The organism is Hymenobacter defluvii, from assembly GCF_017589435.1.
Lineage (GTDB): Bacteria > Bacteroidota > Bacteroidia > Cytophagales > Hymenobacteraceae > Hymenobacter > Hymenobacter profundi.
Window position 1 is genome coordinate 1 of sequence record NZ_JAGETX010000016.1, and the last position, 15,849, is coordinate 15,849.

15 protein-coding genes are annotated in these 15,849 nt (G+C 54.1%); 2 read left to right on the forward strand and 13 right to left on the reverse strand.

Annotation, left to right across the window (positions count from 1 at the left end; translation table 11 throughout):
- Positions 1–205 precede the first annotated feature (205 nt).
- The 8 genes from rpsB to recA form a co-directional block, all read right to left on the reverse strand.
- Positions 206–973, reverse strand: a complete 768-nt coding sequence (rpsB, locus tag J4D97_RS18675) for a 30S ribosomal protein S2 (RefSeq protein ID WP_208308900.1) — start codon at positions 971–973, stop codon at positions 206–208.
- A 21-nt stretch (positions 974–994) separates the two neighbouring features.
- Positions 995–1,381 carry a 30S ribosomal protein S9 gene (gene rpsI, locus J4D97_RS18680; protein WP_185281289.1) on the reverse strand — a complete coding sequence of 129 codons (387 nt, stop codon included), beginning with the start codon at positions 1,379–1,381 and terminating at the stop codon, positions 995–997.
- Positions 1,382–1,422: 41 nt separating this feature from the next.
- Positions 1,423–1,875 carry a 50S ribosomal protein L13 gene (gene rplM / locus J4D97_RS18685; RefSeq protein ID WP_185281288.1) on the reverse strand — a complete coding sequence of 151 codons (453 nt, stop codon included), beginning with the start codon at positions 1,873–1,875 and terminating at the stop codon, positions 1,423–1,425.
- A gap of 177 nt (positions 1,876–2,052) precedes the next feature.
- Positions 2,053–2,766, reverse strand: a complete 714-nt coding sequence (locus J4D97_RS18690) for an RluA family pseudouridine synthase (protein WP_208308901.1) — start codon at positions 2,764–2,766, stop codon at positions 2,053–2,055.
- Between the two features lie 37 nt (positions 2,767–2,803).
- Complete coding sequence (locus tag J4D97_RS18695; protein ID WP_208308902.1) at positions 2,804–3,886, reverse strand: sensor histidine kinase; 1,083 nt, start codon at positions 3,884–3,886, stop codon at positions 2,804–2,806.
- 182 nt (positions 3,887–4,068) lie between these two features.
- Positions 4,069–4,767: a response regulator gene (locus J4D97_RS18700; protein ID WP_185284345.1), complete on the reverse strand. Its 699-nt coding sequence runs from the start codon at positions 4,765–4,767 to the stop codon at positions 4,069–4,071.
- Positions 4,768–4,980: 213 nt separating this feature from the next.
- Positions 4,981–5,808 (reverse strand): DUF3108 domain-containing protein, encoded by an 828-nt coding sequence (locus J4D97_RS18705; protein WP_185281285.1) that lies wholly within the window; start codon positions 5,806–5,808, stop codon positions 4,981–4,983.
- Positions 5,809–6,002: 194 nt separating this feature from the next.
- A complete protein-coding gene (recA, locus tag J4D97_RS18710; RefSeq protein WP_208308903.1) occupies positions 6,003–7,097 on the reverse strand; it encodes a recombinase RecA in 1,095 nt (364 codons plus the stop codon).
- Between the two features lie 224 nt (positions 7,098–7,321).
- Here recA and J4D97_RS18715 point away from each other — a divergent pair, with 224 nt between their 5' ends.
- The gene (locus J4D97_RS18715; protein ID WP_208308904.1) at positions 7,322–8,464 is read left to right on the forward strand and encodes a hypothetical protein; all 1,143 of its coding nucleotides are present in this window, start codon (positions 7,322–7,324) and stop codon (positions 8,462–8,464) included.
- Between the two features lie 3 nt (positions 8,465–8,467).
- Here the strand turns inward: J4D97_RS18715 and J4D97_RS18720 are convergent, their stop codons facing one another.
- Positions 8,468–9,061, reverse strand: a complete 594-nt coding sequence (locus J4D97_RS18720; RefSeq protein ID WP_208308905.1) for a GNAT family N-acetyltransferase — start codon at positions 9,059–9,061, stop codon at positions 8,468–8,470.
- 165 nt (positions 9,062–9,226) lie between these two features.
- Between J4D97_RS18720 and J4D97_RS18725 the strand changes: the two genes are divergently transcribed.
- Entirely contained in the window at positions 9,227–10,117 is an 891-nt protein-coding gene (locus J4D97_RS18725; RefSeq protein WP_208308906.1) for an SDR family NAD(P)-dependent oxidoreductase, read from the forward strand.
- A 134-nt stretch (positions 10,118–10,251) separates the two neighbouring features.
- Here the strand turns inward: J4D97_RS18725 and J4D97_RS18730 are convergent, their stop codons facing one another.
- The 4 genes from J4D97_RS18730 to J4D97_RS18745 form a co-directional block, all read right to left on the reverse strand.
- Complete coding sequence (locus J4D97_RS18730; RefSeq protein WP_185281280.1) at positions 10,252–10,671, reverse strand: hypothetical protein; 420 nt, start codon at positions 10,669–10,671, stop codon at positions 10,252–10,254.
- 91 nt (positions 10,672–10,762) lie between these two features.
- The gene (locus J4D97_RS18735; protein WP_185281279.1) at positions 10,763–11,725 is read right to left on the reverse strand and encodes an AAA family ATPase; all 963 of its coding nucleotides are present in this window, start codon (positions 11,723–11,725) and stop codon (positions 10,763–10,765) included.
- 127 nt (positions 11,726–11,852) lie between these two features.
- Entirely contained in the window at positions 11,853–13,241 is a 1,389-nt protein-coding gene (locus J4D97_RS18740) for a peptidylprolyl isomerase (protein ID WP_243900406.1), read from the reverse strand.
- Positions 13,242–13,518: 277 nt separating this feature from the next.
- Positions 13,519–15,819, reverse strand: a complete 2,301-nt coding sequence (locus J4D97_RS18745) for a peptidylprolyl isomerase (RefSeq protein WP_208308907.1) — start codon at positions 15,817–15,819, stop codon at positions 13,519–13,521.
- Positions 15,820–15,849: the final 30 nt, after the last annotated feature.

Here is a 15,849-nt window from a genome sequence, read left to right on the forward strand (position 1 = left end):
TCGTGTATGTTTAGGAGTTGGGTGATACTATTGTAAGTGAACTGCACGCTGAGTGCATATTCTGGATAGGTAGTGCAAAAGTCTTGCAAAGCACCCGGAGTCTGCCATATCGACACATGCAACAGGCTGCCTACCCAAAAGAAAGAGGGAACACCGGAGCCGAGTGCTTCGCATGTTCCCTCTCACTCAATCAATGGGCCAGAGCCTATTCGTCGGCAGCTTGTTTTTCCTGGATGCCTTCGTCTTCCGACTGCTTCCGGTCAGACTCTTCTTTGTCTACCTTCCGTTCCGACAGACCTTCTTCAATGGCCTTACCGATTACACCGATAATCAGCGAAACTGATTTCGAGGCATCATCATTAGCCGGAATTGGGAAGTCTACCAGTTCGGGGTTGGAGTTGGTGTCCACGATGGCAAATACCGGGATGTTCAGCTTTTGGGCTTCTTTCACAGCAATATGCTCACGCTTTACATCTACTACGAACAGCGCAGCAGGTAGGCGGCTCAGGTCGGCAATGCCGCCCAGTACACGCTCCAGCTTCTCACGCTCGCGCGACATCATCAGCTTCTCGCGCTTAGCAAGGGCTGCGTATGCCGTATTTTCCTTCACCATCTTGTCGATGGTGCTCATTTTCTTCAGCGACTTGCGTACGGTAGCGAAGTTGGTGAGCATACCACCCAGCCAACGGTCAGTTACGTACGGCATTTTGAGACGCTTAGCCTCTTCCGTTACGATTTCCTGCGCTTGCTTCTTAGTAGCTACGAACAGTACTTTCCGGCCCGACTTAGAGATCTGACGAATAGCAGCAGCTGCCTGATCCAACGAAACGAGGGTCTTGTTCAAGTCGATAATATGGATGCCGTTCTTCTCCATGAAGATGTACGGCGCCATTTTCGGGTCCCACTTGCGCGTAAGGTGACCAAAGTGGGCACCTGCGTCAAGCAGTTCTTTATATGTGGTGGTCTGAGCCATGATAGGAATTCCTCTGGAAGATTAGCGTTTCGAGAACTGGAACGAACGACGAGCTTTGCGCTTACCGAATTTCTTGCGTTCCACCATGCGCGGGTCGCGGGTCAGGAAGCCTTCTTTCTTCAACGCCGGACGAACCTCTGCGTTGTCGCCTACGAGGGCTTTCGAGATGGCCAGACGGATAGCCTCAGCCTGAGCCGAGATGCCACCGCCGCGCACGTTCACCTTAATGTCGTACTGGCCGACTTGCTCGACCGTCGCCAAAGGCTGGTTCACGATATTTTCCAGGAGCTCGTTACCGAAGTACGCTTTCATGTCCCGGCCATTGATAGTGATATTCCCTTGCCCGGCTTGCATATAAATGCGCGCCACCGAGGTTTTTCTTCTACCAGAGGTGTTGGAAATTTCCATTAATAGAATACGATTAGAGAAAAAGGAAAGCCTTATATGGCTTACAGGTGCTTAAGATCAACAGCTTTAGGCTGCTGTGCTGCGTGGGGATGCTCGGCGCCGGCATACACGAACAGGTTGCGGAATTGCTCCGAACCCAAACGGTTGCCTTGCAGCATACCTTTCACGGCGTGCTCGATTACGCGAGTCGAGTCTTTGGCTTTCTTATCGCGCAGGTTGATGCGCTTCTGACCGCCGGGGTAGCCCGAGTGCGTGATGTAGATTTTGTCGGTCAGCTTCTTGCCCGTAACGCGCAGCTTGTCAGCGTTAACAACAATAACGTTGTCGCCGCAGTCCGAGTTGGGCGTGAACGAGGGCTTGTGCTTGCCGCGTAGGATGTTGGCAACTTGGCTGGCCAAACGGCCCAGCGTAGCGTCACCAGCATCAATCACGACCCAGCCCTTATTGGCGTTGGCTTTGTTGACGGAAATCGTCTTGAAGCTCAGATGATCCATTGATGAGTTGAGTAAACGTTTGAAAATGAGGCATGAACCGAATGCGGCTCGGGAAAAACGGACACAAAGTTACCGTTTTTCGGGCAGGAAGCAAACGATGCTATAAAGTTTTGTGTGTGAAAGCCATAGCGCTGCACACAGGAGCACTTTTTAAGCAGTTCGCTAAGCCGCTGATGGCTACTGATACTGCCGTAGCGTATCCACCAATACCCGGAAATCTTTAGGGTAGGGGGCCTCAATAGTTACACGTTCGCCGTCCATTTTGGCAAAGGTGAGCTGCCGGGCGTGCAAGGCAAAGCGCTTAATAAATGGCTGTTCTTCCTCACCTTCTTTCACGTTGAACTTGCGCTTGAGTGAAGACAGGTAGAAGTCTTCGCCGCCATACAAACCGTCGCCTACAATGGGAGCCTGCAAAAACATCAGGTGTAGGCGAATCTGGTGCATTCGGCCGGTGACGGGTACGCACTGCACCAGCGTATGGCGGGCAAAGGCTTCGAGGGTAGTGAAATAGGTTTCGGCAGGCTTGCCTTTGAATGCGAGGCGGGCTTTGCCCTTCGAAGTGGTTTCGATTTTACGATCTACTAGTAGATTATCGAAGTGATGCACACCCCAGGCCACGGCATGGTAGAGTTTGTTCACCTCCCGGTTTTCAAACTGCATGGAAAGGTGGCGGTAGGCCGCCGGGTTCTTGGCCAGCGCCAGTGCACCCGAGGTTTCTTTGTCGAGGCGGTGGCATGCCTGCACATCATCGGCATACTCGCGGGCCATGCGCAGAATGTTGTTGGCACCGCCAAACCGCTCGTCGAGGGTAGCCAGAAACGGCGGCTTGTTGATGACGATGTAGTCCTCGTCTTCAAACAGAATCAGGTCTTGAAAATCAATATGCTTCATTACACTACGAAGGTAGCGGGAAGCGCGCATATCCGTGTTAGTCTACCTGCTCCGGCTGTTTTACGGGGCGTCGCAACTTGGGCTTTGGTAGCTTGAACTCGAAGGTAGTGCCCTGACCCGGCTCGCTGTGTAGGCGCAACACCGACTTATGGCCTTCCACAATGTGCTTGCTGATAGCCAAGCCTAAGCCCGTGCCGCCCGAGTTGCGCGAACGACTTTTCTCGATGCGGTAGAATCGCTCGAAAACCCGGTGATGGTGCTGCTTGGCAATGCCCTCCCCATCGTTGTGCACGGCAATACGCACTGTTTTGGCGGTTTCTGAGAGGTGTACGGATACATGTCCTTTCTCCTGACCGTACTTAATGCCGTTGTCGATAAGGTTGATGAGCACTTGGCGGATGCGGTTGCGGTCGGCTAGCACCAGTAGCTCGGCATCGGCGAGGGTAGGGGGGAGTAGCTCCAGCGTTACGCTCCGTTGGGCGGCCGTTAGCTCTAGCTGCTCAAAGATGTCGAGCACCAGCTGCACTACGTTGAAGCGCTGGCGGCGCATCTGCACCACGCCTTTCTCCAGCTGTGAAATTGTGACCAGGTCCTGCACCAGGTCGTTAAGGGCATCAAGGCTGCTGGCGGCTTTAGAGAGAAATTTTCGCTGGGTTACTTCGTCTATTTCGTCGTCGTCCAGAATAGTATGCACGAAGCCTTGCGCGGCAAAAATGGGCGTTTTCAGCTCGTGCGATACATCGGCTAGGAACTCGCGGCGCAGCACTTGCAAGCGTTTTAGCTCGTCGATTTCTTGCTGCTTGCGAGCAGCCATTTGCAGAATCTCGTCGCGCAGGCGCTTCAGGGGCTCAGGCCGAAACAGGAATTTATTGGAGAGCTTGCGCAATTCTTTGCGCTTGATCATCTCCAAACCTGAATAAATGGTATTGATTTCCCGGAAGATCAGCGCTTCAAACGATAAGTAAACCAGCAGAAAACAAGCTGCTACTGTAATGCCCGCCGTTAAGAATGCTTCCCGAAACTCCATCTGTGGCGCGTAAACGGCCAAGGCCGTAAGCACACCAGCCACGAGCATCGAAATGAGGATAGCAATAGTACGTGAGGACAGATTGAGTTTCAAAGGAAAAGATATAGGGTAGGTAGTGGTTGAAAATAGGTCATGCTGAGCGCGGCGCACCGGAGGCAAAGCATCTGTACTTAAGATAATAATTCCTGTTACTTGAACTACTATCAAGAAAGATGCTCCGACTCCGCTACGCTGCGCTCAGCATGACGTTCTAGCAAAAGGCTTTGCGGGAGGCGCTAATCAGCGTTGAATTTATACCCTACCCCTTTGATGGTTTGAATATGGTGGTCGCCTACCTTCTCGCGCACTTTACGCACGTGCACATCCACGGTGCGGGCCAGCACAAATACGTCGTTACCCCAAATATTCTGGAGAAGTTCGTCGCGGTTGAACACTTTGTGGGGCGAAGCAGCCAGGAACGCCAGCAACTCAAATTCCTTCTTAGGCAGAATGATTTTGCGACCATCCTGGTACACAGCAAAGCCCGTGCGGTCAATAGTCAGACCGTTGATTTCGATGGTGGCGCTAACCTGCTGCGGATCCTGGTCGCGGCGCACGAAGGCAGCCAGACGGCTCATGAGGGCACGCGGCTTGATGGGCTTGTTGATGAAGTCGTCGGCGCCGGCCTCAAAGGCAGCCACTTCCGAAAACTCCTCGGCGCGAGCTGTCAGGAAGATAATATAGGCATCCTTGAAGCGCGGCTGCTCGCGTAGCTGGCGGCATGCGGCGATGCCATCCAGATGGGGCATCATCACGTCGAGCAGGATAATGTCAGGGCCAAAATCGGTGGCGATTTCCAGCGCTTGGCGGCCATCGGCGGCCGAAGCTACTTCGTACCCTTCTTTGCGTAGGTTGTACTCCAGTAGCTCAACAATGTCTGGGTCGTCGTCAACAACGAGAATGCGATAGGCGTTGGAAGCAGAAGTAGCGTGCACAGGGCGAGGCGGTTTGGGGTAGAACAGAACGCGGGCCGACAGGCCAACGCGGCGGTGGGAGGTAGGAGGAGAAAGGACGTTTTTGCGGGCTGGCAGTGTCTTAACCGTTGATGCCAAGGGAGGGGAGCATTAAAAGTGAAACAGACTCGACGGGCCGTTTGCGCCGCCGAGCTACAAAAAAAGCGACCCCAACGGAGTCGCTTTTCCTTACAATCAATTAGAGGCCACTAAGTTCAATCGATTTTTGAGGCCTTGGTATTTATACATATCCACTTTCACGGAGCCAACAAACATTTCGGCCTGAATCAGAACCGGAATTTTATTGCGGTCGTCGGAGAGGTACACCGAAATGGCGTTTTCGCCGCGGAAGAGTTTGTTGCTGGGCATCTTGGGCACCAGCCGAAGCGCCCGCACAATGCCTGCTTTGGTTTCCACCGTTTCGCGCCCTTTGTAGATAACGTCCATGCTAAACACTTCGTCGTCGAAAAAGCCCTGCACCCGGATAACCTCACCGGGTCGATGCTGGTCAAAATTAATAGTTCTCAGGAAATAAACCCCGCTCACGATATCCTGCACATTGCTTGGCACCTTAAAGGTACCGCGTTTTACATCATTCTTGTCTTTTTTATACGATTCGACAGAAGCTACGGCGCGGGTATGGTCGAAGTCCACGGTTTCGCGCTTGCGGTAGTGGTTTTCCTCGATGTTGCGGAAAAAGCGTTGCGGCCGGATGGAAGCCGTGTCGATGTAGGAGCGCCAGGTGTCCCGGATGCGTAAGAAAAAATCGAAGGAGCCCAGCGTGCGTCCCGTAACAGTAGCCTGGTAGCACGGCCGGTTGTTCACGCGGTGAATGTTATCGGCTACCTCAATAGTGGCCTCGGCAGCGTTAATCAGACCATAGTGTACCTTGTAGCTGAGCACTTCGCCATGAGTGAAGCTGCTATTGGATACGATACGGGTAGCCTCCGTTGGTTGAAAAGCCGAAAGGCCTACACCAGCGAAAAGAAGCAGACAAACGTAGTAAAACCAGCGACGGGACATACGGAACGGCGGGGTTGTTTCAGCTGGTACGTATTCAAAAGCGGTGCCAGCAAAGCTACACAACATACGAACGCGCCGCCAGCTAAGTACACCTGAGCTTGAGGAGCATAGTAGTAAAATGCGGCAGAATACGAAAAAGCCCCATAACTAGCGGCTATGGGGCTTTGCAATTCAAGCTAGGGTAGGAACAATGCCTACTCAGCCAGCACTTCGTCGTCCTCATCTACCGTACGGTCTTCGGGGATGGCGGCCAGCGCGGCTTCGGGCTCACCCTTCACCATCTGACGAATCTTAGTTTCGATTTCGTTGGCCAGCTCCTCGTTATCGTGCAAGATGGTCTTCACACCTTCGCGGCCCTGACCGAGACGGTCGCCGTTGTAGGAGAACCACGAGCCCGACTTGGCGATGATACCCATATCTACACCCAGGTCCAGAATCTCACCGATTTTGGAGATGCCTTCGCCGTAGATAATATCGAATTCAATCACCTTGAAGGGTGGCGCTACCTTGTTCTTCACCACCTTCACCTTGGTGCGGTTGCCGGTGATGTTGTCTTTGTCTTCCTTGATCTGGCCGATGCGACGGATATCAAGGCGCACAGAAGCGTAGAATTTCAGGGCGTTACCACCAGTGGTGGTTTCGGGGTTACCGAACATCACACCGATTTTCTCGCGCAGCTGGTTGATGAAAATGCAGCAGCAGCCGGTTTTGTTGATGGTACCGGTGAGCTTCCGTAGAGCCTGCGACATCAAACGCGCGTGCAGACCCATTTTCGAGTCGCCCATGTCGCCTTCCAGTTCGCCTTTGGGCACCAGAGCAGCTACGGAGTCAATTACAATAATGTCGATGGCACCGGAGGAAATCAGCTGGTCGGCAATTTCCAGGGCTTGCTCGCCATTGTCAGGCTGGGCGATGAGCAGGTTTTCGGTGTCAATGCCTAGCTTTTCGGCGTAGCCTTTGTCAAAGGCGTGCTCGGCGTCGATGAAAGCCGCGATGCCGCCTTTCTTCTGTGCCTCCGCAATGCAGTGCATCGTGAGGGTAGTCTTACCCGACGATTCAGGGCCGTAAATCTCAACAATACGACCTTTAGGCAGGCCACCAATGCCCAGTGCAATATCCAAGCCCAAGGAGCCAGTGCTGATAGCCGGAATGTCGACAACTTTATTGTCGCTGAGCTTCATCACGGTGCCTTTGCCGAACGACTTGTCCAGCTTTTCCATCGTGAGTTGCAGGGCCTTTCTTTTTTCAGCGGCCGGATCGGCGACGACTTTCTCTGTGGTTGCAGCCATGTGAGGGTAGGTTATAAAAAGTACTTACGTTTGGTGAAAATTATGCTTTTTCCGGCTGCCCAGCAAGCTCAACGCTGCACGGTGAAACCCGTGACGGCGCTTATTTGGGGCAGCTTTTTCTAACACCCGACCCTGGCTTTTCGTGCCGTTGTGCCGATAAATATATGAGAAATTATTTACTAAATATATTAGCTGTTGGCGGTCTGCTAGTTAGCACGCATGCGGTGCAAGCGCAACTAGATAATCGGGCATTCACAAATACTGAACCAGGCAAAAAAAGCGAGTTTACTTTCAATCAGCAGGCTTCTTCCAGCGAAGAAGAAAACACCGCCGGCGACCTGCGACTATCCGTGCGCTCCTTCACGTTTTTCAAGGATAACGAGTATTTCAACCGCATTATCGAGGGATACACGCTATTTGGCACGCAGTTGAACCCACAGATCGTGTATTATCCTACAGCTAATTTGCGGCTGGAAGGCGGTGTATTTCTGTGGAAAGACTTTGGTAACGCCCGGCTGCGACAGGTGCGGCCTACTTTTCGGGCTACTTATACCAAGGGCAACAGCGAGTTTATTTTTGGAAACATTCGGCCGCATTTGAACCACGGCTACATCGAGCCGCTGTTCAATTTTGAGCGCGTAATCCTAAAACCGTTGGAGGAAGGATTGCAGTATCGCTATGTTTCTGATAGGGTAGGGCTAGACGTTTGGGTGGACTGGCAACGGCAGCAGTATCGGTACAGCAATTATCAGGAAGAAATTGCGGGCGGCCTCAGTGGTTCGGTGCGCCTCACCGGCGCTAGTAGCCCCGTGACAGTGTCCTTACCTCTGCAATTCACAGCCACCCACCGGGGCGGGCAAATCGACACCATCGACCGGCCGTTGCAGACGCTGTTCAACGGAGCTACAGGGGTAGAGGCGCGTTATCAGCTTCCTACCCACCCTACCACGGCATTTCGGGTGCAGGCCTACGGCACAGGCTATTACGACAAGTCGTTTGCCTACCAGCTACCCTACCGGCGTGGCAATGGGCTCTACCTCAATGCCACCGCCGAGACGCGCTACCTCAATGTGATGCTGAGTTACTGGCAGGGCCAACGGTTTCTATCGCCGCTGGGTGGCGATTTGTACCAGTCGGCTTCCCGCTCAGTGGGCAGCCCAACGTATATCGAGCCGCACCGTCGTATTCTGATTTTGCGCTTGATGCGGGATTTTTCGTTGGGCGAAGCGGCGGCTATTACCGTGCGTGTAGAGCCAGTGCATGATTTCAAGGAAAAAAAGACAGACTTCGCGGCGGGTATTTATTTGAATTTCCGGCAGGAATGGCTGCTGGGCAATATCAGCCGCCGCGAACGGGTAGGCAAGTAGCAACTACCGGGTAGGAGCAGTAGCCTGAGATAAGCTATAGTATAAAATCTCTCCCTCCGCATCGTGCTTGCGCAAAGGCCACAGCCGTGTGCGGGTAGGCAACTGCCGAAATCCTGCTGCCTGGGCCACGGCGCAGCTACGCGAGTTGTTTGCCCGGCACCGAATGGAAAAAATACCCACTTGCAGGTCGTCGAAGCCAAACTGCACGGCAGCGGCCAGAGCCTCGCGGGCGTACCCGTGGCCTTCGGCCGACTGGGCAAGGTAGTAGCCAATTTCGGCGGTGCGGGTGCGGCCCGTTTGCGGGCGCAGGCTGATATCACCCAGGTAAGCAGCGGTGGCCGTATGCCAGATACCGAGCACATACAGCCGGTCGGAGTGCCAGTCACTCAGGAAAGTGGCTAGTACACGGGCCGCATCAGTAGGAGTGGTGGTAGCAGCTACGCGGGCCGGGAAAGCAGGGCGCAGGCGGTTGCGCTCCTGGTCGAGCAGCGCAAAAAAGTCCGCTTCGTCGGTAGGAGCATACGGGCGGAGCGTGAGGCGCGCAGTGGTGACCGTAGTGAGGGGTGGCGCAACAAACAGCGTGGCAGCAACAGGCATACAAGGAAGTAAAACGCTGATGAGCTTACGTAAAAGCAGGCAATGGGATGACAAAATGTTTTGCCCGACTACCTTAACCTCGCGTAGAGTAGGGCGTTTCTAGAAAAGCAAATAACTCATTTATACACCTGCTGGTAGCAGTGCTTATCAGCTTTATTTACGGACATGACAGGAAGACTTACAGGCAAAGTGGCCATCATAACGGGCGGTGGCGCTGGGATTGGTGAAGCCATCGCTAAAAAATTTGCGAAAGAAGGTGCTGCTGTGGTGGTAGCAGGCTTTGCGGAAGATCCAGTGTGCGAGGTAGCGGAAGAGATTATTCGCACCGGTGGCCGTGCCATTACCTTCACCGGCGACTTATCGAACCCTCAAACGGCAGAGGCCTGCGTGCAGGCAGCGCTGGCAGAGTATCAGGAGCTACACATCCTGGTAAACAACGCCGGAGTGTTTCCGGCCACTTCTACCATCGATAAATACCCAACGGAGGCGTTTGAGTACATGATCAAAAACAACATCTACTCAAACTTTATGATGACCCGGGCTGCTATTCCGCACCTGCAAAAAACGCGGGGCAATATCGTATCGGCAGGCTCGGAGGCGGGACACATGGGCGAGCCGCAGAACACGCCCTACGGCGGTACTAAGGGCTTCATACACGCCTTCCAGAAGGGCGTAGCCGTGGAGCAGGCCAAATTTGGGGTGCGCTCCAACATTGTAGGTCCCGGCCCCATCGACACCGCCTGGACACACAAAGAAACCGGCCCGATGAATGCTAAAATGGAAAAGCTCACCGTACAAGGCGTGCCCATGGGTCGGCGCGGCACCACCGAGGAGGTAGCCAATGTGTATGCTTTCCTGGCATCAGATGAGGCTAGCTACGTTACCGGCGCCATTTATTTCGTAGATGGCGGCGTTACCGTCTCTAAAGGCCCCCACGGCGACGAGGTGCCTAGCGACTTGGCTAAGGAACCTATCGGTGTCCTACCCGTCGAACATACCAAAGATGGCAACACCGAAGTGCGTCCGCAAGACGCAGCTAGCATGATTACGGATTAACACTGATTTTAGCGGATTTCACGGATTTTGTAGCCGATTGACGCTCACAGTTTCTTAAAGCAAAAAGGCTTGCCATTGGCAAGCCTTTTCCTTTTGTACTTTATCGAATTGAGTCTTTACAACGACAACTCTTACTAATCCGCAATTTTGTATTGCGCGGGGCTGCCTAGGGCGTGCTGCGTGCGCATGATGTTCACTTGGCGGGCGGCTTCGTTGAAGTATTCCAGCCGGCGAATCAGCATTTCTTTGAGCAGCACACGGCCCTCGGGCGTGGCCATGTAAGCCTTCTTATCTTCCAGGAGGCGACGCATGGTGGCTTCCGTCTGGTCTTCGTGCTGCATGTATTGCTGCTGAAACTCGGCTAGGCGGCCTACCCCATCGGTGGTGAGGCGGTACTGCGTGCCACCCTGGTTCAGCACTTCGCAGAGCACGTATACTTCCAACGGGAGAGAGGTAGCCAGCGCCGTAGTGCGCAGATCGAGACCCGCAGCCAGGGCATCTAGAATAATATTGACGTTACGCTCGAACTGCTGGTAGTACGCAGAAACTTCCATGGTAGAAGTATTGAATGGTAAATGGTGGCTGTTGAGAATTGGCCTATAATCAGAGCTTAGCTGACCACTGATGCCCTAAACTTCAACAATGCTACAGAATTTCCTTGATGATTTGCTCGATGCTGATGCCTTCGGCTTCGGCTTTGAAGTTGCGCACCAGGCGGTGGCGCAGGATGGGTAGGGCCACCGCCTGCACATCCTCGATATCGGGCGAGTATTTTCCGTTGAGCAAGGCATTACACTTAGCACCCACAATCAGGTGCTGCGAAGCACGTGGACCGGCGCCCCACTCCAGTAGCTGATTCACACGGGCTGCGGCGCGGCTGGTATTCGGGCGGGTCTTGTGCACTAGACTCACAGCGTATTCCACCACGTTATCGGCCACGGGTACACGGCGCACAAGCTGCTGGTAGGCTTGTATTTCACTGGCGTGTAGTACCTTGCTTACGGTAGCTTTCCGGTCGCTGGTGGTATTTTTCACTACCTGCAACTCTTCCTCGTAGCTAGGGTAGCCCAACTCGATGTTAAACATGAAACGGTCAAGCTGCGCCTCGGGTAGGGGGTAGGTGCCTTCCTGTTCAATCGGGTTTTGGGTAGCTAGCACGAAGAACGGACGGTCGAGGGCGTAACGCTTGCCGGCCACCGTCACAGCGTATTCCTGCATGCTTTCCAGCAACGCCGCCTGGGTCTTAGGCGGCGTACGGTTGATTTCGTCGGCCAGCACAATGTTGGCGAAAATCGGACCCTGCACGAAATGAAAATCCCGCTGCTGGTTCATTGTTTCCGAACCTACAATGTCGGAGGGCATCAAGTCGGGCGTGAACTGGATGCGATTGAACGACAGGTCCAGAGACTCAGCAATGGTGTGAATGAGCAGCGTTTTGGCGAGACCCGGCACACCCACCAAGAGGCAGTGACCCTGGGCAAACACGGCAGTCAGCACCAGCCGCACCACCTCATCCTGCCCAATAATTACCTTGCCGATTTCCTGCCGCAGCTTGTGGTACGATTGCGCCAGCGCATCGGCGGCTTCTTTATCGGAGGCGAAAGGCATAGGTCGATTTGCTGATGTAGGGATTATGGATAGGCTGAGCTTTGCTTGATATACTGATGCTTGATGCGCTACTATGCCGAGTATATACTTCAATCAGCACGTTAACGCATCAGGCATTCACGCATCACTATAGCGTTCTTTGCAGCAGCCGGCACTCGTCGTACTGTGGGTCTACGTCGATAAAGACGGTGGTGCGGTTCTTCTCAAACCACTCGTCTAGTGCCTTATTTTTCTTTTCATTGAGAGCAGCCTGCGCAATTTTCTGGTAGTCGTCGCGGAGGTTAGCTTGGTGAGGCGGCGTGTTCGACTTCAGCCAGATCAGGCGCATGGCGTCCTTGCCATCTTCGGTGCGGTAGGGTAGGGGCTGCGAAATACTACCTACCTTCATCGTATCAATGGTGAAGAAGATAGCGGGGTCAATTTTATCCAACGGAATATAAGTGCTGGCGTTCTGTTGGTTCTGGATCAGGCCGCCGCTGGTGCTAGTGGCTTTATCGTCTGATTCATCTTTGGCAGCTTTGGCAAACGTAAGGCTGTCGGCTAGGATACGGGTGCGTAACTTGTTTAGCTGCACCGCTGCCACGCTTACGTCCTTCGAGCCGGTTTCGGGCTTCAACAAAATGTGGCGCGTGCTGTAGCTGTCGCCCTTGCGCTCAATTAACTGAATAAGGTGAAAGCCGAACTGCGATTCCACCACCGGCGACAACTGCCCTGGCTCCATGCGCAAGGCGGCCGCTTCGTACTCAGGTACTAGCTCCTTGCGCTTGAAAAAGCCCAGATAACCTCCCTGCACCGCCGAGCCAGGATCTTGCGAATACTGCTTGGCCAGCTCCTCGAAACTCTCGCCGCCCTGGATGCGGGCACGCAGATCGTTTAGCTTGGCCATAGCTTCCTGCTTGGCCTTGTCGTTCACTTGGGCCAGTTTCACAATCTGCCCTACCTCTACCTCAGTAGAGAAATAGGGTAGGCTGTCTTTGGGAATGCGGTTGAAATACTGCTTCACCTCGCGGGGCGTCACAGTTACTTTGCCCACAATCCGCTCCTGCATTTCCTGTTGCGTCAACTGGTCTTTCACCTGTTGGCGCAGGTCGTCCTTGAGAGCTTTCAGGGGCTTGTTGTAATACTCTTCCAGCTTTTTCTCAGAGCCAATTTGCTGCACGAAGTAGGCCATACGGCGATTCAACTCGCCGTTGACCTTGGCCTCTTCTACCACTACCGAGTCGGTTTCGGCCTTGGCTAGCATCAGCTTGTTCATCACAATCTGTTGCAGGATTTTGCAGCGCAAGTCAAGCGGTAAGGCCTTACCCTCGGCGCGGGCTTCCTCCTGCGCATATACTATATCCAGATCTGATTTCAGGATAATCTGGTTGTCCACCTTTACGATAATACCATCCACTATCGTGCGACCCACGGGCCGGCCGATGCCTAATTGGGCCGAAGCAGAGGTGACGATGCCCGTCAGTAAACCGAGGCTAAGCAGCGCTACGCGCATCGGCAAACGAAAAAAATAAGTCATGCAGCAAGAAAATAGGTCCGGTGTTGGCACCTGCCAGTCGGACAGCACTACCCAGCAACGCAAAAAGCAGCGCGTAAATTTCAACATAAATCACGGATTTTTTGGATGAAAGCGGATTTTGTGGGCGGAGTGGGGCAGCGCCTCACAGCTGTGCCAGCTCATTGGGGCCACCCTACTTGCTGCGGATACCGCAAAGACCTGTTAGCGTTGCATACGCTAGCCCCAACGTCCTCTACAAAATTCGTGAAATCCGTTAAAACCTGCGCTCATCCGTGGTCTACTTGGTCACCAGCTTATCAATTTCTGATTGGTTGAGCTGCACCGGATATTGCGTCCGCAACTGCTCAATCCATTGTTGCTCCAGGTAATTCTGGTAGTCGGAAGTGGCTTGGCCACGGGCTTCACTCAGCTTCTTGGGGCCGGCCGGCAGTTGTTCTTTGATGATGACGAAGTAGTAGCGGCCATCCAATTGCACGGGGTAGGTGCCAGGACCACGCTGCGCTACTTGGTCCACGGCTTTGCTGTCGCCCTGCTGGAACGTGCGCTGCTGAATCTTTACCCCCAATGGGTTTTTCTGATTGAGGATAGCTTCCAGCATAGCGGGGTTGTTGCTGCTTTGAGCAAACGCAACAGTTGCTGTCGTTGGTTTTGAATTGGCTGTGGCACGTAGGCGACTGGCAGGTACTTCCCGGGAGGTGAGGTAGGAAACGACTTGCTCAGCTCGCCGGCGAGCTAGCGCGGACTTTTCACCGCGCTTTATATGGCCCACTACTTCAGTGGATACCAAAGTAGTGTCAGTCAGCAACTGATCAGCTAGCTGATTAAGGCTTGCTTGAGCCATTGAAGTGAGCTCTGCCGAACCGGCTTTGAAATCAACCGCTTTCGGCAGCTTGTCAGTCATGATTTGGTAGCGACCTACTTGCAGCGACTGCTGGGCCTCTTTCAAGACTTCCGGTGAGGCGGCGTTGATAACCGTTGCCTGCACGCGCGGTGCCCACTGGTAGTCCTGCTGGTGCTCAGTGAAGAACTTTTGCAGCCCTACCGAGTCGTCAATGGCCTTAGACCATACTTTCTCGTCCATCAGCTGAAACAGCAGGATACCGTCACGGTATTCCTTCACCAGCATGCGGTAGTCCTCGTACTTGCCTTCCAGGTTGTCGCGCTCGTAGTTGGTCAGGCTCTGGTCTACGTACTGGTCGTAGAGCACCTGCATGGCGTGCTGGGGCTCATCGCCGGGGCGGGGGCGCTGGCTCTGCTCCACATAGGTCAGGAAGTCGGTGGCAGGGTAGGCTCTGCCGTTGATGGTAAATAGGGTATGAGCAGTAGTAGCTTTACTCTTTATTTTTGCCGGCTCGGTGGGGGCTTTGTACACAAAGCGGCCGTTCACCAAGGCTGTATCTGCTTTCGCAAAAGCGTACTCTTTCCCGGCCTTGTTCTCCTCAAACTTGTTCTCGGCTTTCACGCGCTTCAAAAAGGCTGCGTGGTTCAGCTCAGAGCGTGAGTCCTTGGCTACCTTGCTCTTGAGGGTAGGCTGCATGGCTTCAAACGAAGGCACCGGCATTTTCTCAATCAGCTTGATAACGTGCCAGCCGTAAGGCGTTTGCACGGGGCGCGATAGGTCGCCAGGCTTCTGCAATTTGAAAGCCACCTCCTCGAAGCTCGGAATCATGCGACCCGCGCCAAAGGCGGGAATCTCGCCGCCGTTGGGTGCCGAGCCGGCGTCTTCCGAAAACTGCGCTACCAGCTTGTCCCAGTTCTCGCCGCGTTGCAGGCGGCTATACAGCTCGTCGATTTTCTTTTTGGCCGTGGCCGAATCGGCGGCGGGCATGTTGGGCGTGGCCCGAATCATGAGGTGAGCTACCTTGATTTCGCCTTGCGCTGCTCGGGTGTCATTCACCTTAATGAGGTGGTAGCCAAAGCGCGTGCGCACTGGCTCCGATACCTGCCCTACCGGCGTTTTGTACGCCGCCGACTCGAAGGGGTACACCATCTGCATCGAGGTGAAATAGCCCAGGCGGCCGCCGTTTTCGCGAGCCGAAGGGTCTTCTGAGGTCTGGCGAGCTACCGTTTCAAAGTCTTCGCCGCCGCTGGTCACGCGCTGGCGCAGGGCCTGCGTTTTCTGGTAAGCGGCCAGTGTATCCTTGGGCGCGGCATCGGGTGCTACTCTGATGAGGATGTGCGACGCGTTGATTTCCTTGCTCAGGCGGTCGTAGGCCTCGCGCACGAGCTGGTCGGTCACGCTTTTCTCGGTGAGGTAGGGCTGGGCCAGCTGTTGCCGGTAGCCATCCAACTCACGCCGGAACGCCTGGGTGGTATCCAGGCCGCGCTGCTCGGCATCGAGCACCTTCAGCTTGAAATTAGTGTACAGCTTCAGATACTCATCCACACCCGCACGGGTACCAAAATCGGGGGCTGTGCTGTTGTTTTTGCGGTATACGTAGGCAAACTCCGAGGCGGGCACCGGGTGCGTTCCCAGCGTTTCAACAACGGGTTGTTTGGTTGCCGACGTGGTTTTGGTAGACTGGCAGCCGGCCAGTAGTGCTAAGGCAGCGCCGGCGTACAGAATGCGTTTAGGCATAAAAGCAATAAATCTAAAACAGACACCCTA